The 24,523-nt window shown below is 51.3% G+C and carries 17 protein-coding genes, 2 tRNA genes and 3 rRNA genes; 18 read left to right on the top strand and 4 right to left on the bottom strand.

Translation table 11 applies throughout. The features are described 5' to 3' along the window. Positions 1-7 precede the first annotated feature (7 nt). Both BUB30_RS31435 and BUB30_RS31430 read left to right on the top strand, forming a co-directional pair. Complete coding sequence (locus BUB30_RS31435) at positions 8-769, top strand: SDR family NAD(P)-dependent oxidoreductase (protein ID WP_073142541.1); 762 nt, start codon at positions 8-10, stop codon at positions 767-769. 133 nt (positions 770-902) lie between these two features. Continuing rightward, positions 903-2,234 (top strand): paraquat-inducible protein A, encoded by a 1,332-nt coding sequence (locus BUB30_RS31430; protein ID WP_084138505.1) that lies wholly within the window; start codon positions 903-905, stop codon positions 2,232-2,234. A 241-nt stretch (positions 2,235-2,475) separates the two neighbouring features. Here BUB30_RS31430 and BUB30_RS31425 read toward each other — a convergent pair whose 3' ends face one another. After that, the gene (locus BUB30_RS31425; RefSeq protein WP_073142538.1) at positions 2,476-3,396 is read right to left on the bottom strand and encodes a WD40/YVTN/BNR-like repeat-containing protein; all 921 of its coding nucleotides are present in this window, start codon (positions 3,394-3,396) and stop codon (positions 2,476-2,478) included. A 28-nt stretch (positions 3,397-3,424) separates the two neighbouring features. Continuing rightward, complete coding sequence (locus tag BUB30_RS31420; protein WP_073142536.1) at positions 3,425-4,048, bottom strand: YceI family protein; 624 nt, start codon at positions 4,046-4,048, stop codon at positions 3,425-3,427. 142 nt (positions 4,049-4,190) lie between these two features. Here BUB30_RS31420 and BUB30_RS31415 point away from each other — a divergent pair, with 142 nt between their 5' ends. Next, a complete protein-coding gene (locus tag BUB30_RS31415) occupies positions 4,191-5,462 on the top strand; it encodes a sensor histidine kinase (RefSeq protein ID WP_084138503.1) in 1,272 nt (423 codons plus the stop codon). 3 nt (positions 5,463-5,465) lie between these two features. After that, on the top strand, positions 5,466-6,179 hold the full coding sequence (locus BUB30_RS31410) for a response regulator transcription factor (protein WP_073142532.1): 714 nt from the start codon (positions 5,466-5,468) through the stop codon (positions 6,177-6,179). Here the strand turns inward: BUB30_RS31410 and BUB30_RS31405 are convergent. Together BUB30_RS31405 and BUB30_RS31400 are read right to left on the bottom strand one after the other, a co-directional pair. Next, positions 6,161-6,853, bottom strand: a complete 693-nt coding sequence (locus BUB30_RS31405; RefSeq protein WP_073142531.1) for a response regulator transcription factor — start codon at positions 6,851-6,853, stop codon at positions 6,161-6,163. The genes BUB30_RS31410 and BUB30_RS31405 overlap by 19 nt on opposite strands. Positions 6,854-6,896: 43 nt before the next feature. Next, positions 6,897-8,399 (bottom strand): sensor histidine kinase, encoded by a 1,503-nt coding sequence (locus BUB30_RS31400; RefSeq protein ID WP_073142529.1) that lies wholly within the window; start codon positions 8,397-8,399, stop codon positions 6,897-6,899. Positions 8,400-8,542: 143 nt separating this feature from the next. Between BUB30_RS31400 and BUB30_RS31395 the strand changes: the two genes are divergently transcribed. The 14 genes from BUB30_RS31395 (at position 8,543) to rrf (ending at position 24,477) form a co-directional block, all read left to right on the top strand. Continuing rightward, on the top strand, positions 8,543-9,283 hold the full coding sequence (locus tag BUB30_RS31395; protein WP_073142527.1) for a GLPGLI family protein: 741 nt from the start codon (positions 8,543-8,545) through the stop codon (positions 9,281-9,283). Positions 9,284-9,329: 46 nt separating this feature from the next. Continuing rightward, positions 9,330-12,125 carry an outer membrane beta-barrel family protein gene (locus BUB30_RS31390; RefSeq protein WP_073143428.1) on the top strand — a complete coding sequence of 932 codons (2,796 nt, stop codon included), beginning with the start codon at positions 9,330-9,332 and terminating at the stop codon, positions 12,123-12,125. A 122-nt stretch (positions 12,126-12,247) separates the two neighbouring features. Next, positions 12,248-13,114, top strand: a complete 867-nt coding sequence (locus BUB30_RS31385) for a glycerophosphodiester phosphodiesterase (protein WP_073143427.1) — start codon at positions 12,248-12,250, stop codon at positions 13,112-13,114. Positions 13,115-13,962: 848 nt separating this feature from the next. Then, the gene (locus BUB30_RS31375; RefSeq protein WP_073142523.1) at positions 13,963-14,955 is read left to right on the top strand and encodes an adenosine kinase; all 993 of its coding nucleotides are present in this window, start codon (positions 13,963-13,965) and stop codon (positions 14,953-14,955) included. A gap of 137 nt (positions 14,956-15,092) precedes the next feature. Continuing rightward, on the top strand, positions 15,093-15,254 hold the full coding sequence (rpmH, locus tag BUB30_RS31370; RefSeq protein WP_073142521.1) for a 50S ribosomal protein L34: 162 nt from the start codon (positions 15,093-15,095) through the stop codon (positions 15,252-15,254). Between the two features lie 49 nt (positions 15,255-15,303). Then, complete coding sequence (gene rnpA, locus BUB30_RS31365) at positions 15,304-15,675, top strand: ribonuclease P protein component (protein WP_073142519.1); 372 nt, start codon at positions 15,304-15,306, stop codon at positions 15,673-15,675. Then, the gene (locus BUB30_RS31360) at positions 15,659-17,329 is read left to right on the top strand and encodes a S41 family peptidase (protein ID WP_073142518.1); all 1,671 of its coding nucleotides are present in this window, start codon (positions 15,659-15,661) and stop codon (positions 17,327-17,329) included. Before rnpA ends, BUB30_RS31360 begins: the two co-directional genes overlap by 17 nt. Further along, the gene (gene tsaB, locus BUB30_RS31355) at positions 17,307-18,014 is read left to right on the top strand and encodes a tRNA (adenosine(37)-N6)-threonylcarbamoyltransferase complex dimerization subunit type 1 TsaB (RefSeq protein ID WP_073142516.1); all 708 of its coding nucleotides are present in this window, start codon (positions 17,307-17,309) and stop codon (positions 18,012-18,014) included. The genes BUB30_RS31360 and tsaB overlap by 23 nt, the downstream gene beginning before the upstream one ends. 22 nt (positions 18,015-18,036) lie before the next feature. Continuing rightward, complete coding sequence (locus BUB30_RS31350) at positions 18,037-18,558, top strand: DUF2480 family protein (RefSeq protein ID WP_073142514.1); 522 nt, start codon at positions 18,037-18,039, stop codon at positions 18,556-18,558. A 508-nt stretch (positions 18,559-19,066) separates the two neighbouring features. Continuing rightward, a 16S ribosomal RNA gene (locus tag BUB30_RS31345) occupies positions 19,067-20,586 on the top strand. A gap of 138 nt (positions 20,587-20,724) precedes the next feature. Continuing rightward, positions 20,725-20,798 (top strand) — tRNA-Ile (locus tag BUB30_RS31340). A gap of 48 nt (positions 20,799-20,846) precedes the next feature. Further along, positions 20,847-20,920, top strand: a tRNA-Ala gene (locus BUB30_RS31335). Positions 20,921-21,230: 310 nt separating this feature from the next. Continuing rightward, positions 21,231-24,129: ribosomal RNA gene (locus BUB30_RS31330) — 23S ribosomal RNA — on the top strand. 236 nt (positions 24,130-24,365) lie between these two features. Continuing rightward, positions 24,366-24,477 (top strand): 5S ribosomal RNA (gene rrf / locus BUB30_RS31325). The 16S, 23S and 5S rRNA genes sit together here with 2 tRNA genes alongside, the layout of an rRNA operon. The last annotated feature ends 46 nt before the right edge of the window (positions 24,478-24,523 follow it).

The raw sequence follows: 24,523 nt of genomic DNA, 5'->3' as shown, positions 1-24,523 counted from the left end.
ACCATACATGAAAACATTTCAAAATCAGGTCGCCATCGTCACCGGCGCAGGACAAGGCATCGGGTTGGCGATCTGCCAGCAGTTGGCCGCGCAAGGTGCCAGCGTGGTGTTGAACGACATTGAGACATCGCTCGCCGAAGAAGCAGCGGCCTCCGTTCACAAGGAACATGGCGTCTGCATCCCGTTTGGGGGCGATGCTTCCGATCCGTTCTTTATCCAGGAAATGGTGGCCACCGCCGTGAAGCAATTCGGCAAGCTCGACATTGCCGTGGCCAACGCGGGCATCACGTTGTTTGGTGACTTCTTTGAATACAAGCCCACCGATTTCAATAAAGTGATGAACGTAAACCTTGGAGGCAGCTTCTTCCTGGCGCAGGCCGCCTCGCGCCAGATGAAAGAGCAGGGTTCGGGTGGACGGGTGTTGTTCATGTCGTCGGTGACGGGCCACCAGGCACATAAGAATCTGGCGGCCTATGGCATGAGCAAGGCCGCATTGGAAATGTTAGCAAAGACGCTGGTGTTGGAACTGTCGCCATATCAAATTACCGTGAATGCCATTGCGCCCGGTGCTACCGCCACCGAGCGCACACTAAACGATCCCGACTATGAAGCCACCTGGTCGCGGATCACCCCCATTGGAAAGCCAGCCACCACGGAAGACATCGCGCATGCCGCGCTGTTTTTGATCTCGCCGCAAGCCGGCCATGTGACGGGGCAGACGCTGGTGGTGGACGGAGGTTGGACCAGTGTGAGTCCATCGCCGTATTAAGTCGCGCCTTTGGGTATAAAATTCCCCAACCCCTTCACGTCCTAAAATATGAATCGCCCGAATTCAATCGAATTCGCGGGGAATAGATGAGGCATATGGATTGTACTCCGCCAATCATCAAACCCCTACTGTTATGATATCTCTACAACGCACCATCTTAATTTTTCTGGGAGGGATATTATTGGCCATTGCCATCATGAGCGGTTACAAGGTGCATGAACTCTCGGCTCAGCGTGCGGAAATAAAAAAGGACTACAGCATTCTCAACAACATCACCTTCGGCGTGCTGTCGGTCAACGCGTGGCGCGATCACATCGTGCGCGTGGTCACCCATCGGATCGACGATTTCGAATTCACGAAGGACCAACGTGCCGCCGCCAAAGAGGAGATCGCGGTTGCGCTCCACGCTGTCATCAACAGGGCCGACAGTATGATTGATCGAAAGCAAAAAACAATCGGCGGCAAGCTTAGGAAGTTTGCTGTGAAAGCGCTTGTAAACGAAGACAAGCTTCACGCCAAAGTGCCGCAATTCGCCGAAACCATCTTGGGCGAAATCGAGAAACCCAAGAATAAGGAGAAACTAAAAGCCCTCGTCCAGAGCAAGCTCGAACAATTCGGCACCATCACCTACGACAGCGCCGCCGATGTGAATCGCGCAGAAGATATTTTGAAGAAATACGGCGTCACTGATCTGGCCTCCTTCAATCAAAACTGTGAGCAACAACTGGACGGTTTGCAGTCGCGGGCGTACTTCTTTACCTATGTGGTGTTGGGTATTATGATTTTCTTTTTAATGATGTGGTGGGTACTGCGCAACCAGCGACAGTTGCACACACCGTTCTTTGTGGTGTCGGTATTGTTGGCGCTGATCGTTTTGTTTGTGGGGCTCACATCGCCCATGATCGAGATCGACGCGCGCATCAAAGAGCTGAGCTTTCTGTTGATCGGCGAGCGCATCTCATTTCACGACCAGGTGATCTTTTTTCAAAGCAAAAGCATTGTGGATGTGGTGCGCATCCTGATCGAGACCGGTAAATATGACTCTGCGATCGTCGGCGTACTCATCCTGTTGTTTAGCGTCGTGTTCCCCATCGCAAAGCTCATCTCCACCAAACTTTACTTGCTGGGTACCGAACGGTGGAGGAGCAACAAGATCATTCACTACTTTGCTTTCAAATCCGGCAAATGGAGCATGGCCGACGTGAACGTAGTCGCCATCTTCATGGCCTACATCGGCTTCAAAGGCATCCTCGACAGCCAACTCTCGCACCTCAACACAAAAACAGATTCGCTCGCCAGCATTTCCACAAACGAAACAACCTTGCAGCCGGGCTTTATTTTATTCGTGGCCTTTGTGTTGTTTGGATTGATGCTCTCCGCCATTCTCCAAAGAATAACCGCCCTCGAAACCAAACCCGAACCAACCCCCAAACTCGGCAAGGATGTCCGGCACGCCATCGCATAGCCTTTGTTGGTGTTCCCCGCCCCCCGCCTTTGTTGGTGTTCTTCACCAACAAATTCAGCTTCCACCCACCTTTCCACTATCCCCCAAGCCAGGCCTATCGGTTATCCCCCACCAAACACATTCTATTTCGCCACGTTTGTTGGCGCTCCGCCAACAAATTCACCAAACTACCAGCGCCCATTGTTGCCATCCCCCACAACCAGCTTCCCCCTTCGGCATCCCGTCACCAATCTTTTCCACACTAACATCCATCCCCACCGCTACCCGCGCTCGCCAAAATCCCAAAAGGCGTATTCAACAAAAGCATAAAAGGCAACCCCTCCGGCAACCCATAACACCGGATCCCAAACGACATCTTCCCCGACAACATCTTAAACCGCCCTTGCCACGCAGCCACAAAAAATTTGGCGCTCCCTGGCGTAAGCCGAAACGTAAAACTATCCGGCAAATAAACATCCGACCGCAACCAGGTCAACCCCCGATCAATGGAGTGGATCGTATGTCCCTTAAAATCCATCATCATAATCTCATCGCGATCCGTCCAAAGTTTAGCGATCGCATCATCAGTGTAAAGGAATGTCCAGGAGCCACCATCGTCAGAAGAAAACATCAACCCGCCCTGCGTGGCCGCGTAGAGGCGGTCACCATTCGACGCCATTTGGTTGACCTGCAAATCTCCCTTCACCAGTTTCCAGGAACGTGCCCCATCCCATGAAGCGAACAGACCGTGGTCGGTGCCTGCCAACAACATGCCTCTCCCGGCATAAAAGCATCTCACCGTCAAGTTGGTCAATCCCGATGAAGACGCGTACCAATGCTCGCCACCATCAGCCGAAAGAAAAATTCCTTTTCCGCGGGTGCCGGCCACTAAGAGTTTGTTCCCGTAATTCAGCAATGCATTCACTTGTGTCTCTTTTGGAAAGCCGGGACTGCGATACCACTTCAGGTTTCGGTCGCTCAAGTAGATGCCGTGCGCCCGGGTGCCGGCGACCAATGTATTTCCAAAAGTCGTCCATGCGCTCACGGATCCTTCCGGCGGCAGTCCGTCGCTTGCCGGTTCCCAGTTTTCACCTTGATCTTTGCTGATGTAGAGGGTTGGCGTTTGTCCGAATGTGATGTGGCCATGAAAGATGAGACATGCCAGGAAAAGTAAGTTCTTCATAATGGTGGGTTGTAAGGGTTTGAAAAGATCAACACGGTCTCGCCGAGAGGTGGATCTCCAAGGCGATGGCATCGGAAATCGCGCCGTCGCCGATGGAGGAGAAAATTTTCCCGGAGTTGTAGCGCACGTTCCAGCGCGTGCGGTCGAATTTGAGTTTCGCGGTGGCTTGCAGCTGGCCGTCTTTGATCGCGACCGTTGCGGGGAAAGTGAGTGTGTTCGTGATGCCTTTTAGTGTGAGCGTACCGGTAATTTCATAGTTAATGGGGCCACCTTGTACGTCCTTGGTTTTGGTGATGGTGAACCGGGCCGTGGGATACTGGGCAACAGAGAAAAAATCGTCACTCTTCAAATGTTCTTCCAGGTCTTTGGCGCTGCTCTCTCCACGCATATCGACATCTTCGATGCTGTTCATGTCGAGTTCGAAGAACCCGCCGGTGATGCGATTGCCGGCCACTTCGATCTCGCCTTTGGTCAGGCGGATGGTACCGGTGTGTTCGTTAAAATTGAAAGCGTAGTAGCCCGTCCAGGCAACGGTGCTTTGCTGGGTGTTGACAATATAAAAATCAGAATCGCCTGGCTCGCTCCGGAAACCGGTCAGGGCGAGAATAACAAAACAGACGAGGATAACTTTACTGTTGCGATAGGATTTCATGATGCATGGGTTTAAAAATGTCAGTAAACCTAGCGCGGCCGTCATGGGGCTTGGTAAAAGCGATGTAAAAAGATGTTAATGATTTGTAAAATTTTAAAGCGACGGCGCTTTTGGTGTTACTTTTAGGGTACAACCATTTCTTATGAAAAAACGAAGAATGTTCAGCATCCTCCTGGGGGCCGCCGTACTGGCCCTGGCCGGCCTGCTGGTGTTGCAAACTATTTGGTTCAGAAGCGCCTACAATGTGGAGGAACAGCAGTTTGACAACAAAGTGAACCTGGCCATCCGCGCCCTGACCGACGACTTGCTGAAAGCGGAAGGTGATTCTGCCTCGGTGATCAGGCCCATCGTAAAAAAAGCCACCAATGCTTACTATGTTGATTTCAGACACGCGCTATCCTACAACATCCTGGACTCCTTGCTCCGAAAAAACTTTGCTCGCCACGACATTGATCTGCCCTTTGAGCTGACGATCTATGGTGCGCAGCCCGGGACCATTGTGTTGGGAAATTATTATTCCCTGGGTGCGACGTCAAAAGACCACGCCACCTGCGGGTCTCGCGCATTGCCCGCATCAACACCGATGGATTTTATGATCACCTTTCCCGGAAAACGCGCCGACATCGTGGGCGGGATGAAATTTTGGATCCTGTCGGCGATCGTGTTCCTGGTGGTGCTGTCGCTCTTTGCATTTCTGGTGATCGATTTGATGAAGCAGAAGAAACTCTCGGAGATCAGGACCGATCTGATGAACAACATCACGCACGAACTGCAAACGCCCATTGCCAACATTTCCATTGCCAGCGAGGTGCTGCGGGCCGGCACAGGAAAAATGGATGAGCATAAGTCGCTTCACTACGCCAACATCATTTATGAAGAGAACCGGCGCTTGAAATTCCAGGTGGAACAGGTGCTTCAGACCGCACTGTGTGAGAAGGGTCAGCTCGCGCTGATCAAAACGGAAGTGAACGTGAACACGCTCGTGGAGGAGGTGATCCGGAATTTTCAATTGCGTGTCCAACACCGCCAAGGCCAATTGAATTGTCGCCTGGAGGCTACAAAGCCTGTCGTGCTAGCGGATGCGTTTCATTTGGCGAATATTTTTTACAGCTTGTTGGATAACGCCGATAAGTATTCGCCGGACAAGCCGGACATTGTGATCACCACCACCAACACCCTCAGCGGCATCCTGATCGCGATTGCCGACAAAGGCATCGGCATCCGCCGTGATGTGCAACGCTATATTTTTGACAAATTCTATCGCGCGGGCACCGGAAATATGCACGACGTGAAGGGCTTTGGGCTTGGCCTGACCTACGTTCAGAAGATCGTGCAGGCCCACCAGGGAAAGATCTCGTTGACAAGCGAACCCCACCAGGGAAGTCGCTTCGAACTGTATTTTGAAACGTGTTGACCGATGAGCCTCAAGATCCTTTTGGTGGAAGACGACGAGAACATGCGTTTCATGCTGCACGACAACCTCGAAATGGCCGGCTACCGCGTGCGTCCCCTTGCCGACGGCCAAACGGCGCTGAGCGCATTCATGAAAGAGGAATTTGATCTTTGCGTGATCGACGTCATGCTCCCCAAAAAGGACGGCTTCACCCTGGCCACCGACATCCGGAAACTCAATCAACAAATTCCCATCGTATTCCTCACGGCCCGAAATGTGAAGGAGGACCGCATCCAGGGTTTCAGGATCGGTGCAGACGACTATATCACAAAACCCTTCAGCCTGGAAGAATTTTTGTTGCGCATCGAGGCCATCCTGAAACGCGTATATCACACGCCCACCAAAGCCGACGAACAATTCACGTATCCATTAGCGAAGTTCACGTTTCATTTCAATCAACAAAAGATCGTGAAGGATGATCTGGCTGTTGAACTCACCCGCAAAGAAGCAAAGCTGTTGCGCTTGTTTTGTCTTCATCAAAATAAGGTGATCGAGCGCGACATCATCCAAAAAGCCATTTGGGAAGACGAAGGGTATTTTGTGGGCCGCAGCATGGATGTTTTCATATCGAGGCTGCGCAAAATATTTAAGGACGACCCGGCGGTGAGCATTCAAACCATTCACGGCATCGGCTATAAGCTGGAAGTGATGCCGCAAGCTCAGCCCACCGAAAAATGATAACCGATCCCTTTGATGGTGATGATCTTGATGGATGGATCTTCTTTTAAATAGTCGCGCAACTTCGTGATGTACACATCGAGGTTCCGGGAATTAAAAAAGGAATCGTCGCCCCACAGTTTCAACAGGATGTCTTTGCGAAGGGCGGTGGCATTCTTGTTGTCGATCAGGGTTTGAAGCAAAGTGGACTCGCGGTGGGAGAGTTGTCGCGTGCGATCGCCGAAGCGAAGTTCATAACGCAAAGGAATAAAATGATACTGCCCGATGGAAATGATCTCCTGCGAGGACGAGCCATTTTTTTGAACCCGGGTGAGTTGGAGCAGGTTGTTGATCCGCACGATAAGCTCTTCCATGCTGAAAGGTTTTCGCAAATAATCATTTCCTCCTACCTCAAAGCCCTTCAGCAGGTCTTCGGTTTGAACTTTGGCCGTCACAAAAATGATGGGCATCTCTGCCGCAACCTGGCGGATCTCTTTGGCGATGGCGTACCCATCTTTGGAAGGCAGCATAATGTCGAGCACGCAAATGTCGGGGAGGGATTCTTTGAAGGCGGCTGTGGCTTCGTTCCCATCGGTGATCATCGCCACTTCGAAATCGCGACTCTCCAGGCTCTCCTTCACAATGCGCCCCAGGAAGGGCTCGTCTTCAACGTAAAGAATTTTTGTCTTTTTCATGATTCAGAAGCGTGGAGTAAACGGTATCGGCATGATCCTGAAGTTAGTTTCGCGGGAGCGTTACTTTAAACGTGCTGCCTTTTCCCGGCTCACTTTCCACTTCAATATTTCCGTGATGACTCTTCACCACATTGGCCACATAGCTCAAGCCAAGGCCATAGCCTTTCGTGTTGTGTATGTTGCCCGTGGGCACGCGGAAGAATTTTTCAAATATTTTTTTCTGATAGCCCTGATCAATCCCCACGCCCTCATCGCGAACCGTCAGCACGAGCGAAGCACCACGCTTTTTTAAGGTCACTTCAATCTTCGGTTTCTGGGGACTGTACTTCAGCGCATTGTCCAGAAAATTGTAGACCATGTACGACAAGTTCACCGCCACGCCATCCAAAATAAAATCGGTGCCGTCTTTTATGTATTGAACGGTGGCGCTCCGTCTCTCAAAAACCGGCTTCATGGACGCAAGGACTTGCTGAAGCATTTCGTCAAAATCAAAAGTGGCCCGGGGCAATTGAGCGCCTTCGCTTTCCAGGATGGAGTTCTCCATGATCTTGTCGGTCATGCCGCTCAGGCGGTTCAGTTCGCTTTGCGCGATGTCGAGGTACTCGGCGGTGAGTTGGGGATTGTTTTTTGCCTGGAAATTCCGAACCGCTTCCAATGCCACGCTCACGGTGGCCACAGGCGTTTTTAACTCGTGCGTGATGTTGCTGATGAAATCATTTTTTAACTGTACCAACTGACGTTGTGCGCGCATGCTGCGATACATGACAAAAAAAGCAAGGCATGTCATGCCCGTCAGAAAAACAGAGAACAGGATTTGCGGCGTGATCTGCCCCAGCAGCATCCGGGATATGTTTGGAAAAGAAGCTGCATAGCGATCCGTTGGATTGACGTGGACGTAATCCGACACCAGGGTGTCGCGTAGAAAACGCGGTCTGCGGTAATTGTTTTCGTCGTCGTCATTTTTGCGTCCGCTGGGTCGATCCTCCAGGGGAAACAAGGAGGGTCGGCGGGTAGCGACGAATTTCACCTGGAACGGCACGGCTATTCCGGCCTTGGACAAGGCGATGTTGTAGCGATACGCGATCGTATCGAGGTTCAGTGTATCCTGACCGAAGCGTATAAAATAATTATGACGCCCGGGTGTGTTCTGGATTTTGTCGGTGAGTGGCGATACAAAATTCTTGATGGAATCCGGTGAGCCGTCGGAGGTAATAAAAATTTGTATGTCCCTTCCTTTCCCCACCACTTTCATCTTTCGGATGAGGCCGGTGTCGGGCATATCCGAAAAATGCCCTGTCCTCTCCAAATGCCCGCCCACGGCCACCGTTGCCGTATCGGCCATTGAGCCGATCGGCTGGATGCGCTTGGCCATGAGCGAATCGCGCATCGTGAACAGCGTGTTCCGGAAAATGTAGTTCGTTTCACGCCGGAAGTCAAGATAGGCTTTCTCGTACGAGCTCCGCAGCCACAAACCTTGCAGCACGACCATCAGCGCGATGCTGCTGGCCATGAGGGCAAGCGGGAGAACATCCTTTCTCTTTTTCATACAAAACAAAGGTAACACAGTTCATCCATGCCCCGAGCGCCTTTTAACCTTAATTAACATTCCATTCAGCTTCATTAACCGCTTTCGAGGAAAGGCCCCAGTACTTTTACAGGCATAGAACGGACTCAAACAAAACAAAAAATATGAAACGGATACTATTGCTATTGGGGGTGCTCACCATGTTTGCCGCCTCCAGCATCGTGCTGGAACAAGTGCCCGAGGGCATCATCACCTACGAAGTGAAAACCAACATGCACCGCCGCCTGCCGCCCGATCGCCAGGAAATGAAAAACATGGTGCCGGAATACAACATCTCGAAAGACCAGCTTTTCTTCAACCCTTCCGAGTCGCTCTACAAACCGGTGGAGGAAGAGGAGGAAGAATTCGGCGATGACAATGCCCCGGTGCGCATGCGCTTTGCTCGTCCCAACGCCGAGATCTACGTGCACCCTGCCTCCGGCCGGCACCTGGTGTCGCAGGAATTTATGGGCAAACGCTACCTCATCGAAGACACGCTGAAAGTAACGCCCTGGAAGTTTGGCGACGAAACAAAGACCATCCAAGGCTATCCCTGCAAACAAGCAACCTTTCGCAACGAAGAGCGCAAACAAAATGTGGTGGCGTGGTATACCGACCAGCTGCGTCCGTCCATGGGCCCCGAAAATTTTAACTCGCTGCCGGGCACGATCCTACAGATCGACATCAACGAAGGGGAGCGCGTCATCACGGCCATCAAGATCGAGGGCAGGCCTTTGAAAAAGAATGAAATGAAAATTCCGTCTTCCGGGCAACGCATCTCTCAAAAAGCATTTTCCAAGATGATGGACGAACAAATGGAACGCATGCGTGCCAACGGTGGCGGCGGCGTGATGATCAGAAATTGATTTTTTAATTCTCAGTTACACGCCAATGCTGACGGTAAGCGCGCTTATGCAAAAGAATTTTTTACTGACTTTATTTTTTCTGACCAGCGGTGTGGCCACGGCGCAAAAAATAACCATCAAAGGTCAACTCCAGGACACGGCGCGCGCGGCGTTGCCGTCGGCCACGATCATGATCCTGAATCCGAAAGACTCCACGCTGCTGAACTATGGCATGAGCAACGCCGCGGGCGCCTTCGAAATAAAAAACCTGGCGCGCCAAAACTATATTTTCAAAGTGACCTTCGTCGGCCTTGCGCCGTATGCGAGATTAATTCAACCCACTGCGGAGCAAATGGAGATCGACCTGGGTGTTATTCTCATGAAACCACGGTCCAGTATGTTGGCCGAGGTCACGGTGGAGGGGGATCGCGCGCCCGTTACGGTCAAGAAAGACACTATCGAATTCAATGCCGAGGCATTCAAAACCGTAAAACAGAACGCTGTGGTGGAGGACCTGCTGAAAAAATTGCCGGGTGTTGAAGTCGATGCCGACGGCACCATTCGCGCCCAGGGCGAACAAGTGCAGCGCGTGATGGTCGACGGCAAACCCTTCTTCGGCACCGACCCCAAACTGGCCACCCGAAACCTGCCCGCCAATGCCGTCAAAAAAGTGCAGGTCTATGATAAGAAATCTGACCAGGCCGTTTTCTCCGGCATCGACGATGGCCAGCGCGAAAAAACCATCAACCTAGAATTGAAAGAAGAAAAACGCAACGGCGCTTTCGGCAACGCTTCGGCAGGGGTGGGCACCGACGATCGTTATGCGGCGAAAGCCAATTTCAATCGCTTCAAAAAGGGACAACAATTTTCCTTTCTGGGCATGGCCAACAACGTGAACGAACAAGGATTTTCCATCGACGACTACATGACCTTCACCGGCGGATCCCAGCAAATGGCGCGCGGTGGACCGGTGCGCGTCCAGATCAACGGCAACAACCAAAGCGGCGTGCCCCTCAATTTCGGCGGGCGCAACAGCGGGATCATGAGCAACTATGGCGGCGGTCTCAATTTCAACAACACCTTCAATAAAAAGACAGAGCTGAACAGCAGTTATTTCTACAACGCGCTCGACCACAACTTACTTCAGACCACCGATCGCATCAACTATTTCCCCACGGGCGACCTCACCTTCAACCAGGTGAGCCGGCAACACAACACCAACCAAAACCATCGCCTCAACACCGTGCTGGACCACAAGATCGACTCGCTGAATTCCCTGCGCTGGACAACCACCCTAACCTACAACGAAACCGATGCACACGAAATCAGCACCAGCCAAAACCTGAACGCCGACGGCACCACCGCCAACGAAAGCCAACGCCAAACCTCATCCTCCGGCAGCACCACCACGCTGAACACCTCGCTGCTCTGGCGGCACCGGTTTGCCAAGAAGGGCAGAACACTTTCCACCACCCTCACCCTGGGCATCACCGACACCGACCGCGACGGCGCGCAAGATGCCACCAACACGTTCTATGGCGACACTACCCAAATCAATCATGTGCTGCAAAACAACGTGCAAGACACCAAGAACAATTCATACGGCATCAACTTCTCCTACACCGAACCGTTGGGCAACCGCATGTACCTCGAAGCCAACTACGCCTACCGGCGCAACATGAACGATGTGGACCGCCGTGTGTACGACCTCAACGGCGACGAAGCAACATTAAACCTTCCGCTGAGCAATCAATACAGCAGCGATTATCAATATCATCGCGGTGGTCTCAATTTCAGAGTCAACAAGACAAAATACAACATCACCGTCGGCACCGGCATCCAACAGACCTTTCTCAACGGCGATCTGAAGCTGCTCAACACCACCATCAACAAATCCTATCAAAACATTTTACCCGTGGCCCGCTTCAACTACGACTTCTCCTCCAGCAAACACTTCCGGCTGGACTATGAAACCTCGGTACAAGAACCCACGCTCCAGCAACTGCAACCCGTCATCGACAACAGCGACCCGCTCAACCTCACCACCGGTAACCCCAACCTGCGGCCGGCCTATGCCCACGACTGGAGGTTGAATTTCACCCTCTTCAACCCGACAAACTTCTCCAGCTTCTTTGCGTTTATCGATGCCACCTACACACGCAACGCCATCACCACCTCACAGACGTTCACCGATCAACAAGTTCGTATTTCACGACCCGTCAACGTCGACCAGAACACACGCGTCACCGGCAACGCCACCTACAGCTTTCCCATCACGAAGCTGAAGAGCCGCTTTGGCATCACGGCCACGGCCACCCGGCAAAATGGCGCGAACGTGGTGAATGATGTCGAAAGCAACATCGCCCAAAATACAGTGGGAGGCACGTTGCGCTACAACTTTCGCTACAACGAGATCTTCGACATCGACCTCAGCGCCAACCTCAGCCGGCAGTCCACCAACTACGAGTTCAATACGCAAGCCGACCAACTGTTCTTCAACAAGACCTATTCCGCCGAGACCAACCTCACGTTCCTCAAAAACTTTTCGTTCAACGGAACATTCGACTACCTCGTCTACCAAAGCATCACCAACGACTACAAGCAGGCGATACCCCTGCTCAATTTCTCCGTGTCGCGTTTTCTTTTAAAGAACAAAAGCGGTGAGCTGAAATTTGCCGTCAACAACGTGCTGGACAAGAGTCTTGGCGTGTCCCAAACGGCAGACGTCAACTACTTCCAACGCCAGGTCACCAATTCGCTGGGGCGATACTACATGCTCACCTTTGTCTACACCCTCAACAAGCACCTCAACCCCATGGGCAATCGCCCGCGCGGCGGCATGATCCGGATCCAACGGCAATGAGCGGCGACACACCGGATCATCGTGACCGCTCTTCCCAAGAAACTTGTGCCGTTTGAGCGGCGCACCTATCTTTGTTTATGCGATTCCGGTACCCCTATCTCCTTTTCTTCAGTTTGATCTTCATGGCAGCCTCATCACAATACATCCCCAAGTTCGATGTGCAAGGCCATCGCGGCGCGCGGGGCTTGCGTCCTGAAAATACCATACCCGCATTTCTTGCTGCGCTCGACACCGGCGTCACCACGCTGGAGCTCGACGTCGTCATCACCAAAGACAAACAAGTGGTCGTGTCGCACGAACCGTGGATGTCGGCAGCCATTTGCCTCGACTCCACCGGCATTGCCATCGCCGAAAAAAGCGAGAAGAAGTATAACATCTACCAGATGACCTACGACGAAGTGAAACTCTTCGACTGTGGCTCTAAAGGCAACGAGAAGTTTCCCGAACAACAAAAAATGCGCGTGGCCAAACCCCTGCTCAGCGACGTGCTCGCCGCCGTAGAAACTCAAATCAAAAACCTCAACTCCTACGAAGTCGACTACAACATCGAAATCAAAAGCTCCCCGCAGGACGAAAAGAAATTTCACCCCACCATCGAAGAGTATTCCGACCTGGTCTACAACCTCGTCAACGAATACATCCCCACCGACCGTCTCGTCATCCAGTCATTCGACTTTCGCGTCCTCCAATACTGGCACAAAAAATATCCCGACATCCGCCTCGCCGCCCTCGTCGAAAACACCAAGTCGATAGACGCCAACCTAAAGGACCTCGGCTTCAAACCCTCCGTCTACAGCCCGTATTTTAAATTGATCAACAAAGAAAAAGTACACTATCTCCACCAGGAAAAAATCCGCGTCATCCCCTGGACCGTCAACGAAGTCTCCGACATGCTCTCCCTCAAAGGCATGGGCGTCGACGGCATCATCACCGACTACCCCGACCGCGCCCGTAAATACAAAATGACCCTTAACATCGGCCGGAAATAAATCAGCCATCGTATCCGAACAAGCATAGTCCCCGAGGCGGGAGGCTATGCTTGGAACAATAGCCCACCTTTGTTGGTGTAACGCCTTTGTTGGTGTTCTTCACCAACAAAGATTTTATGGCTCACCCGTTAACACGCCACGCTCTCCCAGCAATTCGTGCCCACCCATATTTTTTTTTCTCCACGCCCAGAGCCAACCCCACACCCCTTTGTTGGTGTCCCACCAACAAAGATTTCTCAGCTGCAACACATTATGATTATGAAAAAAATAAACGTGTGACACCTAACTAGCGCATCTGGCGGCCCCCCTCGTACCTTGGGTCAGGCTATCCGTTCCAAGTCCGCCCATCACCCCAACCCAACGCACTTCGGGCTTTCCACTCCTATCCTTGGCCGTTCCTCCGCCATACTACCACCCCTTGTTAATGCCGTCCCCACCCTCCTTTGTTAATGTTCTTCACCAACAAGATTTCCGGCCCCACCCCTTGACATCTCCCCACGCCACGCGCTCCCAGCAATTCGTGCCCCACCCATATTTATTTTCTCCACGCTCAGAGCCAACCCCACACCCCTTTGTTGGTGTCCCACCAACAAAGATTTCTGACCCCGCTCACCAACCCTGCTCCACACCTCCTGCGATCCAGCCATCCCAATCCTCATCATCTTCCCCCACCAGCCCAATCAAGGCCATTCACCCACCCAAGCATAGTCTCCCGCCTCGGGGACCATGCTTCAGAAAAAAAACAAGCATCTACCACGTTACCACTCCCTATCTCAACACCCACCCCGCGGCGAACCAATCCCTTTTTCTTATCATTGCACCCGAATATCCAAAATCAAACATCCCTCATGAAAAAATACGACGTATACGCCATCGGCAACGCCATCGTAGACATAGTCACCGAAGTAGACGACACCTTCTTCCAGATCAACGGCATCGAAAAAGGTCTCATGACCCTGGTCGATGAAAAGCGCCAATCGGAATTGATGAAGGCGATCGACATGAAAAAAAGCAAGCTCTCCGGCGGCGGCTCTGCCGGCAACACGGTAGCGGCCATCAACCAATTCGGAGGCAAAAGCTTTTACTCTTGCTTAGTGGCAAAAGATGATCTCGGAAAATTCTTCCTCGAAGACGCCACCCGCAACGGTATCGGCACAAGCCTTAAATACGAAAGCCTTCCCGAGGGGCACACCGGCCGCTGCCTGGTCATGACCACACCCGATGCGGGCCGCACGATGAACACGTTCCTGGGCGTAAATGCATTGTTCTCCCCTGCCTACCTCGACGAAGAAGCAATAAAGAATTCGGCTTATATATATATGGAGGGCTACCTCGTGCCCAGTCCCGACGGCCTCCAGGCCATGTTGGAAACAAAAAAGATCGCCGAAAAACATAAAGTGGGCGTGGCCCTCACCTTCTCGGATCCGAGCATGGTAAAATATTTTGGCGACCAGATGAAGCAGGTAGTAGGCGCCAGCGTCGACCTCCTGTTCTGCAACGACGAGGAAGCCATGATCTTCACCGGCACCAGCTCCATCGATGAAGCCCGCGAGGAGCTCAAAAAAGCAGCCAAGCGGTTCGCCATCACCCTCGGCGCCAATGGCGCCCTCATTTACGATGGCGACACCTTTATTAACATAGAGCCCTACACCGTAAAAGCCGTCGATACCAATGGCGCCGGCGACATGTTTGCCGGGGCGTTCATGTATGCCATCACCCACGGTCACAGCTTTGCTGAGGCGGGCAAATTGGCGTCCCTGGCGTCGTCCAGAGTGGTGTCGCAGTTCGGACCACGCCTCCAAACGGCGCAAGTTCACAAAGTGTTGGCCGACCTGGTGTAGGCCGGCATTTTATATAACGTATTGATTTTCAGAATATAAACTGCAAAGGGGGCACAAAACTTAGGGTAATCTTGTAAATCCAGAAAATCCTGGTCATCTTTGCAGCCCTTTATTTTTAGAGGTTAACAAATACCGCGATGAAACGTACATTTCAACCTTCCCGCAGAAAGAGAAAGAACAAGCACGGCTTCCGTGAGAGAATGGCAACGGCCAATGGCCGCAGAGTGCTGGCGAACCGCAGAAAGAACGGCCGTAAGAAGTTGACTGTTTCCAGCGAGAAGACCGTAAAGCATAAATAATTGCTTTCCGCCTTACGCGTCCCCACCCGAGATTGATTAATTTCAGCTCATGGGGAGGTATACATTCGGCAAGAACGAACGTCTTTCAAAAGAAAAACACATACAGGAACTCTTCGACAAGGGTTCCTCTTTTTATTTCTTTCCCTTCAAGGTGTTTTTCATGCCCCACCCCGACCCGGCGCCGTCCGCCCACCAGGTCCTGGTCTCCGTATCCAAACGAAACTTCAAAAGGGCTGTCGACCGCAACCTCATCAAGCGTCGCATCCGCGAAGCCTACCGCCTGAATAAGGAACGCTTTCCTGCACAGAACAAATTACTCATTGCGTATATTTATAGTGTGAAAGACATTCTGCCGTCGGCGCAGATCCAGGAACGATTGGTAAAAACGATAAAACGTTTCGACTATGTGGAGAAGAATTAAGTGGCCCTTTCTGTTGGTGATCTCCGTCGCGCTGCTGGTGGCCTTCCGCAAGCCGGCCGAAAAATATTTCGACATCGCCAAAAGTCTCGACATTTTCGCCACCCTCTTCAAAGAGGTGAACGCCTATTACGTCGATGAAGTAGAACCCCAAAAACTTATCCGCAAAGGCATCGACGGCATGCTCATGTCGCTCGATCCCTACACCGACTACATCGCCGAAGACGAACTCGAATCCTTCCGCATCTCCACGACAGGTCAATACGGCGGCATCGGTGCCCTCATCGGCGTGATCGATAAAAAAACGATCGTCACCCATCCCTACAAAAATTTTCCCGCCAACAAGGCCGGCATCAAAGTGGGCGATGAACTGATCTCCATCGATGGAAAAAGTCTCCAGGGAAAAATGACGAGCGACGTCAGCGCCCTGCTCAAAGGCCAACCCCACACCGACGTGGAACTGAAAGTGAAGCGCTACGGCCAAAAAGATCCCATCACACTCAAGATCACCCGCGAAAAAATCACCCTCGCCAACATTGCCTACTTCGGCATGGTCGAGCCCACCGTAGGCTATATCAAGCTGGATGATTTCACTACCGGGGCCGGCCGTGAAGTTTCCGACGCGCTGGTGGCGCTGAAGCGGCAAGGAGCAACCAAGATCATCCTCGACCTGCGCGACAACCCGGGAGGCCTGCTCCACGAAGCGGTGAACATCGTCAGCCTCTTCGTGCCGAAAGGACAAGAAGTGGTTTCCACAAAGGGAAAAGTGGAGGAATGGAACAAACAATATAAGACCCTGAACAACGCCGTGGACACGGAGATCCCGTTGGCCGTGTTGGTGAACGACGGCAGCGCCAGTGCCTCCGAGATCGTGGCGGGAGCGTTACAAGACTATGATCGCGCCGTGCTCATCGGAAGAAAGACATTTGGCAAAGGATTGGTGCAAACCACCAGGCCATTGGCGTATAACTCGCAGTTGAAAGTGACCACCGCGAAATACTACATCCCCAGCGGCCGCTGCATCCAGGCCCTCGACTACACCCACCGCAAAGAAGACGGCACCGTCGTGAAAATGGCCGACTCCCTAAAATCAGAATTCAAAACACTCCACGGTCGCAAAGTCTATGACGGCGGCGGACTGGATCCCGACATCGTCATGCAAGATGAATTCCTCAGCGTAGTGGCCGCATCCATGGCAAGCGACGGACTCATTTTTGAATATGCCACCCGCTACTGCGCGGAAAACCCCGCACCGGCATCGCTGCAATCTTTTCATCTCAGCGACAAGGACTACGAAAAATTCCTGGAGTTTTTAAAGACAGAAAAATTTACCTACGCCACGGTGCTGGAAAAAAACACAAACCAATTGATCGAGGTGGCAAAGGAAGAACGCTATTACACGGAGATGGAAAGCCAGCTCTCGGGATTGAAAAATAAAGTGGAGGCCCTCAAGGCCACGGATCTCATGCGCTTCAAGGGCGAGATCGTGGAGATGCTGGAAGAGCAGATCGGTTTTCACTACAGCCTCAACGAAGGCCAGGCCGCCGTCTCCATTCACCGCGATCAAACCATACTGGAAGCCCGCAAGCTCTTGAACGATGGCGGGACCTATCATAAAACGCTCACCTCAACCGATGTCCTTGCTCCTAAGCCTTGAAACGTCCACCACGGTTTGCTCCGTAGCGCTCCATGAAAACGAAGTGTTGCTGGCCACTGCCGAAGTGCACCGCGAACAATCGCATGCGTCAAAGCTGGCGGTGCTGATCGATGAGGTGGTGCGTTGGGCCGATGTGAAGGTCAGCGATATAAAGGCCGTGGCCGTTTCTTCCGGCCCAGGATCCTACACAGGGCTTCGCATAGGCGCCTCAACAGCAAAGGGATTGTGCTATGCGTTGTCGGTGCCGCTCGTCGCTGTGGGCACGCTGGAGATCCTGGCGGCACAAATGAATAAGACCAACATCACGGGCGCCCGTCTCTGCCCCATGATCGATGCGCGGCGAATGGAAGTATACTGCCAGCTCTTCGACGCACAGAACACAGCGCTGCAGCCGGTGGAAGCAAAGATCATCGACGAGCAAAGTTTTATAACGGAATTAAACGAAGCGCCCATTTTGTTTTTTGGCAACGGCGCAGAAAAGTGTCGTGAAGTGATCCGTCACCCCGCGGCTTTGTTTGTTTCGGGGGTCACGCCCTCGGCGGTGAGTCTCGGGGCGCTGGCTAGTAAAAAACTTTTGCGAAACGAAGTGGAGGACCTGGTGCATTTCGAGCCTTTTTATTTGAAGGAATTCATGGTGAAGAAGCCGTCCACCCTAAATCAACCCGTGCCGAACAAATTGGCCTAACATTTTTGTTCTACCAGCATCTATGGAAGAAACACAGGATCAAATCGTCAATAAAGTAGCCAACAGTGCGCTGGTCACCTTCGACCTGGAGCACTATTATCAGCCCGGCGAGCGCGTGGTGCTGGATATAAAGGGCCAGCTCTACCAGGGATTGATCCTGAAGGAAAAAGATTTCCGCGATTTTATTCGTCAACACGACTGGGCAGCCTACCAGGATAAATATGTGGCCATCACCTGTACGGCCGATGCGATCGTGCCTACCTGGGCCTATATGTTGGTGTCAATTGCGTTGCAGCCCTATGCAAAACAAGTTGTTTTTGGAACATTGGAGGAATTGGAGACCGCCATTTTCAAAAAATCGCTTGAAAAAGTGGACTGGTCGTCGTTCCAAAATGCCAAGATTGTGGTGAAAGGATGCAGCAAAGTTGACGTTCCGGTGGCGATTTATGTGGAGGCCACAAATAATTTAAGACCCTATGCCGCCAGCATTATGTTTGGCGAGCCTTGCAGCACGGTTCCGCTGTATAAAAAACCAAAAAATTAGGCGATCGCCTAAACGCTTTATAATCAGTACGATTTGTGCTGAATAGTGCTTTTCTGGGGCGATGTGGATAACTAATTCCTGAAGATTTTTTGCAGTTTATCGAACAGGAAGTACATTTGGGACCCTTTTGCTAGCAGGGCAGGGGAAATAAAAAAAGTTGAAATATTTTTTGGAAGTGAAAACAAACCAAGTACCTTTGCACTCCCAAATTGAAAATAAGGGCTGAAAATCGGAAGGGTTTTCAGAACGGGTTGAGAAACCACACGTTATTCGCCTCGGCGGATAAAACACGTTCTTTGAATGGATGATAATTGATAGCGGACCCACGAAAACTACAGCCGCGAGGTTGGGGTTTTTGTGATTGATTCTTAAGAAAGAAAAAATAAATGAGAGTCTAGGAATTCAGACAATTATTGTAGTCTGGCGAGTATTTGACCTGGAGAAATCTGGGTGAAGAAAGCTGAGACGTATACTGGACCAAGCAATTGGGAAAGTATGAAAGTTTATTACAATGGAGAGTTTGATCCTGGCTCAGGATGAACGCTAGCGGCAGGCCTAATACATGCAAGTCGAACGGTAAATATTTAGCAATAGATATGAGAGTGACGTACGGGTGCGTAACACGTATGCAACCTACCCTTTACAGGCGGATAGCTCGGGGAAACTCGAATTAACCCGCCGTAATATAATTGGATGGCATCATTTGATTATTAAATCTACGGAGGTAAAGGATGGGCATGCGTCTGATTAGTTAGTTGGCGGGGTAACGGCCCACCAAGACGATGATCAGTAGGGGAACTGAGAGGTTGATCCCCCACACTGGCACTGAGATACGGGCCAGACTCCTACGGGAGGCAGCAGTAGGGAATATTGGTCAATGGATGGAAGTCTGAACCAGCCATGCCGCGTGCAGGAAGAAGGCCTTCTGGGTTGTAAACTGCTTTTGCCAGGGGATAAAATGACCTTGCGAGGTTAATTGAAGGTACCTGGTGAATAAGCCACGGCTAACTACGTGCCAGCAGCCGCGGTAATACGTAGGTGGCAAGCGTTGTCCGGATTTATTGGGTTTAAAGGGTGCGTAGGCGGCTTATTAAGTCAGTGGTGAAATACTCTAGCTCAACTAGAGGGGTGCCATTGATACTGATGAGCTTGAGTACAGATGAGGTAGGCGGAATTGACGGTGTAGCGGTGAAATGCTTAGATATCGTCAAGAACACCTATAGCGAAGGCAGCTTACTAGGCTGTAACTGACGCTGAGGCACGAAAGTGTGGGGATCAAACAGGATTAGATACCCTGGTAGTCCACACTGTAAACGTTGATTACTCGCTGTGTGCGATATACAGTACGCGGCCAAGCGAAAGCGATAAGTAATCCACCTGGGGAGTACGCCGGCAACGGTGAAACTCAAAGGAATTGACGGGGGTCCGCACAAGCGGTGGAGCATGTGGTTTAATTCGATGATACGCGAGGAACCTTACCTGGACTAGAATGCCCTTGACCGATCCAGAGATGGATTTTTCCGCAAGGACAAGGAGCAAGGTGCTGCATGGCCGTCGTCAGCTCGTGCCGTGAGGTGTTGGGTTAAGTCCCGCAACGAGCGCAACCCCTATTTTTAGTTGCCAACAGGTTAAGCTGGGGACTCTAAAAAGACTGCCCGCGCAAGCGGAGAGGAAGGAGGGGACGACGTCAGGTCATCATGGCCCTTACGTCCAGGGCTACACACGTGCTACAATGGCGTATACAGAGTGTTGCAAACCAGCGATGGTAAGCCAATCACAAAAAGTACGTCTCAGTTCGGATTGCAGGCTGCAACTCGCCTGCATGAAGTTGGAATCGCTAGTAATCGCGCATCAGCAATGGCGCGGTGAATACGTTCCCGGACCTTGTACACACCGCCCGTCAAGCCATGAGAGTCGGGAGGACCTGAAGGCAGTTGCTGTAAGGCGCTGTTTAGGGTTAAACCGATGATTAGGGCTAAGTCGTAACAAGGTAGCCGTACCGGAAGGTGCGGCTGGAACACCTCCTTTCTGGAGTTGTGTTAGTCTTGAACAACCTTTAAAGGCTGTTCGCCAAAGGACGCACAACGAAACGAAAACCGACGACTCTTATTAGGGTTCGCTATCAATTACATTTATTCGAGTTTATTAGGAAAGAGGACAAAATCCGGGCTTGTAGCTCAGGTGGTTAGAGCGCTACACTGATAATGTAGAGGTCCGTGGTTCGAGTCCACGCAGGCCCACGGTAAAAATGGGTTTGGTGGAAGGGCCCAGGACTTTGTAATGAATCAGGGGGATTAGCTCAGCTGGCTAGAGCGCCTGCTTTGCAAGCAGGAGGTCATCGGTTCGACTCCGATATTCTCCACTTGAAGAAGTAAAGAAAGACTGGTTAACGAGATGCGTTACCAGGACAATTGAAAAGTTAGAAAAGGTAAACCAGATCTGAGAGGACTGAAAAAAGTTACCACGTTATCAATCCCAATCGGCGGGCTGTATGAGATAAGCCATCTCGATGCCACCTGGTTGGAAAAAGATTGATGAAGGAGTTCATTGACATGCTGATGAAAGAGTAGTAAAAGAGTGTGTATGGGAGACGAAGTGATTCGTCAAACAATACATATAACTAAACGAGCACATAGGTGAGTCTTACCAAGTAATTGGATAAGACGTCGTTGAAAGAAGTAAATAAGGGCGTATGGGGAATGCCTAGGCTCTCAGAGGCGAAGAAGGACGTGATAAGCTGCGAAAAGCTACGGGGAAGCGCAAATAGCTATTGATCCGTAGATGTCCGAATGGGGCAACCCAGTGTGTTGAAGACACATTACCACCCGTAAGGGATGGAGCAAACCCAGGGAACTGAAACATCTAAGTACCTGGAGGAGAAGAAAACAATCGAGTGATTGCGCAAGTAGTGGCGAGCGAACGCGTAAGAGCCCAAACCGATTCAGTTACGGCTGGATCGGGGTTATAGGACCACATAATCTGACTAACAAGAAGTTGAACCGGGTGGGAAACCGGGCCATAGCGGGTGATAGCCCCGTAAATGTAAAATGTTAGAAGGAGGTGGTATCCTGAGTAGGGCGGGGTCGGAGACGCCCCGTTTGAATTTGCCAGCACCATCTGGTAAGGCTAAATACTCCTGAGAGACCGATAGTGAACCAGTACTGTGAAGGAAAGGTGAAAAGTACTCCGAATAGGAGGGTGAAATAGAACCTGAAACCATACGCTTACAAGCGGTCGGAGCTGAGAGATTCAGTGACGGCGTGCCTTTTGCATAATGAGCCTACGAGTTATTGTCACTGGCGAGGTTAAGGGCTTTAAGGTCCGCAGCCGAAGCGAAAGCGAGTCTGAATAGGGCGCTTAGTCAGTGGGAATAGACGCGAAACTTTGTGATCTACCCTTGGTCAGGATGAAGTTCCGGTAACACGGGATGGAGGTCCGAACTAGTAAACGTTGAAAAGTTTTTGGATGAACTGAGGGTAGGGGTGAAAGGCTAATCAAACTGAGAAATAGCTCGTACTCCCCGAAATGTTTTTAGGAACAGTGTGGAGGTTGAGTTTGTTACAGGTAGAGCTACCAATAGGACTAGGGGGAGTCACATCCTACCAAATCCTGATGAACTCCGAATGGTAACAAATATACTCTGCAATGAGGGCATGGGTGCTAAGGTCCGTGTCCGAGAGGGAAAGAACCCAGACCTGCAGCTAAGGTCCCAAAATCTACACTAAGTTGAACTAAGGCGGTTCAGTTGCTTAGACAGCCAGGATGTTTGCTTGGAAGCAGCAATTCATTTAAAGAGTGCGTAACAGCTCACTGGTCGAGCGACAGAGCATCGATAATAATCGGGCATCAAGTGTAGTACCGAAGCTCAGGATTTAGCAGCAATGCTAAGTGGTAGGGGAGCATTCTGACAGCGGCGAAGTCGTCTGGTAATGGACGGTGGAGCAGTCAGAAAAGCAAATGTAGGCATAAGTAACGATAAGGCAGGCGAGAAACCTGCCCACCGATAGACTAAGGGTTCCGCGGCAATGCTAATCATCCGCGGGTAAGTCGGGACCTAAGGAATAGCCGAAAGGCGAATCTGATGGCCAATGGGTTAATATTCCCATACTACCGTATTGAGCGATGGAGAGAAGGAGGAGTGACAATTCCGCGCCCTGACGAAATAGGGCGTTAAAAGATGTAGGTATATTTTCTGTAGGCAAATCCGCAGAGAATGCTGAAGTCCAACAGTACCAGGAGGCTCCGGCCGAATGGATAGAGAATGTAAGCAGACTTCCGAGAAAATCTTCTAAGCATATTGATACGGTACCCGTACCGCAAACCGACACAGGTAGTCAAGGAGAGAATCCTGAGGTGCTCGAGTGAGTCATGGCTAAGGAACTAGGCAAATTAAACCTGTAACTTCGGGAAAAGGGTTGCCTCTCTTTAGCAATAAAGAAGGTCGCAGAGAAATGGCCCAGGCGACTGTTTAACAAAAACACATGGCTATGCGAAATCGTAAGATGAAGTATATGGCCTGACACCTGCCCGGTGCTGGAAGGTTAAGGGGGGACGTTAGTCGCAAGGCGAAGCGTTGAACTGAAGCCCCAGTAAACGGCGGCCGTAACTATAACGGTCCTAAGGTAGCGAAATTCCTTGTCGGGTAAGTTCCGACCTGCACGAATGGTGTAACGATCTGGGCACTGTCTCAGCCATGAGCTCGGTGAAATTGTAGTCACGGTGAAGATGCCGTGTACCCGTCACGGGACGGAAAGACCCCATGCACCTTTACTATAGCTTCGCATTGACATTGGGTAGATGATGTGTAGGATAGGTGGGAGGCATTGATCCTGTGCCGCTAGGTATAGGGGAGTCAACGGTGAAATACCACCCTTTATTTATCTGATGTCTAATCCGCAAGACCTGCGGAGACAGTGCGTGGTGGGTAGTTTGACTGGGGTGGTCGCCTCCGAAAGTGTATCGGAGGCTTTCAAAGGTATGCTCAATACGCTTGGTAACCGTATGTGGAGTGCAATAGCATAAGCATGCTTGACTGTGAGACTGACAAGTCGAGCAGGGTCGAAAGACGGATATAGTGATCCGGTGGTTCTGTATGGAAGGGCCATCGCTCAAAGGATAAAAGGTACGCTGGGGATAACAGGCTGATCTCCCCCAAGAGCTCACATCGACGGGGAGGTTTGGCACCTCGATGTCGGCTCGTCACATCCTGGGGCTGGAGAAGGTCCCAAGGGTTAGGCTGTTCGCCTATTAAAGTGGCACGCGAGCTGGGTTCAGAACGTCGTGAGACAGTTCGGTCCCTATCTGTGATGGGCGTAGGAAGTTTGAGAGGATCTGACCTTAGTACGAGAGGACCGGGTTGGACCAACCGCTGGTGTACCGGTTGTGGCGTCAGCTGCATCGCCGGGTAGCTACGTTGGGACGAGATAAGCGCTGAAAGCATCTAAGCGCGAAACTCACCTCAAGATGAGACTTCCATTAAGGGACGTCAGAGACTATGACGTTGATAGGCTGCAGGTGTAAAGGCAGAAATGTCAAAGCTGAGCAGTACTAATTACCCGAACGCTTCAAGAAAGATAAAATACAATTTTATTCAGACGCACACTGTGTGCTCGTTTAACTCTTCTACACTGCTCTTTCATCAGACAACATGTCAACGATATTAAGTTTGAGCGTTGTTCGCATAAAACGAACGACAATCAGCTATGAACATTAAGACCCCTTGTGTAAAAACACAAAGGGCAAATCTTAAGGTGATCCCGATAGCTATCGGGACGGCGGGGATAAGCCCCCACCAACACCAAAGATCTTAAGGTGACTATAGCGGCGGGGATCACCTCTTCCCATTCCGAACAGAGCAGTTAAGCCCGCCAGCGCTGATGGTACTTGGATAACACCCGGGAGAGTAAGTCGTTGCCTATCTTTTATTTAAAAAGCCTTGTTGAGAAATCGACAAGGCTTTTTTGCT

This window comes from Chryseolinea serpens (genome assembly GCF_900129725.1).
Classification (GTDB): Bacteria; Bacteroidota; Bacteroidia; order Cytophagales; family Cyclobacteriaceae; genus Chryseolinea; species Chryseolinea serpens.
This window is presented reverse-complemented; position numbering and strand designations above follow the sequence as displayed.

Excerpts from the sequence above, each read along its gene's own strand:
- BUB30_RS31420 (WP_073142536.1), bottom strand. The coding sequence starts at position 4,048 with ATGAAATCCTATCGCAACAGTAAAGTTATCCTCGTCTGTTTTGTTATT.
- BUB30_RS31400 (WP_073142529.1), bottom strand. The coding sequence starts at position 8,399 with ATGAAAAAGAGAAAGGATGTTCTCCCGCTTGCCCTCATGGCCAGCAGC.
- rpmH (WP_073142521.1), top strand. The coding sequence starts at position 15,093 with ATGAAACGTACATTTCAACCTTCCCGCAGAAAGAGAAAGAACAAGCAC.
- BUB30_RS31405 (WP_073142531.1), bottom strand. The coding sequence starts at position 6,853 with ATGAAAAAGACAAAAATTCTTTACGTTGAAGACGAGCCCTTCCTGGGG.
- BUB30_RS31430 (WP_084138505.1), top strand. The coding sequence starts at position 903 with ATGATATCTCTACAACGCACCATCTTAATTTTTCTGGGAGGGATATTA.
- BUB30_RS31415 (WP_084138503.1), top strand. The coding sequence starts at position 4,191 with ATGAAAAAACGAAGAATGTTCAGCATCCTCCTGGGGGCCGCCGTACTG.
- BUB30_RS31360 (WP_073142518.1), top strand. The coding sequence starts at position 15,659 with ATGTGGAGAAGAATTAAGTGGCCCTTTCTGTTGGTGATCTCCGTCGCG.
- BUB30_RS31390 (WP_073143428.1), top strand. The coding sequence starts at position 9,330 with ATGCAAAAGAATTTTTTACTGACTTTATTTTTTCTGACCAGCGGTGTG.
- BUB30_RS31375 (WP_073142523.1), top strand. The coding sequence starts at position 13,963 with ATGAAAAAATACGACGTATACGCCATCGGCAACGCCATCGTAGACATA.
- BUB30_RS31385 (WP_073143427.1), top strand. The coding sequence starts at position 12,248 with ATGGCAGCCTCATCACAATACATCCCCAAGTTCGATGTGCAAGGCCAT.
- rnpA (WP_073142519.1), top strand. The coding sequence starts at position 15,304 with ATGGGGAGGTATACATTCGGCAAGAACGAACGTCTTTCAAAAGAAAAA.
- BUB30_RS31425 (WP_073142538.1), bottom strand. The coding sequence starts at position 3,396 with ATGAAGAACTTACTTTTCCTGGCATGTCTCATCTTTCATGGCCACATC.
- BUB30_RS31395 (WP_073142527.1), top strand. The coding sequence starts at position 8,543 with ATGAAACGGATACTATTGCTATTGGGGGTGCTCACCATGTTTGCCGCC.
- BUB30_RS31435 (WP_073142541.1), top strand. The coding sequence starts at position 8 with ATGAAAACATTTCAAAATCAGGTCGCCATCGTCACCGGCGCAGGACAA.
- tsaB (WP_073142516.1), top strand. The coding sequence starts at position 17,307 with ATGTCCTTGCTCCTAAGCCTTGAAACGTCCACCACGGTTTGCTCCGTA.
- BUB30_RS31350 (WP_073142514.1), top strand. The coding sequence starts at position 18,037 with ATGGAAGAAACACAGGATCAAATCGTCAATAAAGTAGCCAACAGTGCG.
- BUB30_RS31410 (WP_073142532.1), top strand. The coding sequence starts at position 5,466 with ATGAGCCTCAAGATCCTTTTGGTGGAAGACGACGAGAACATGCGTTTC.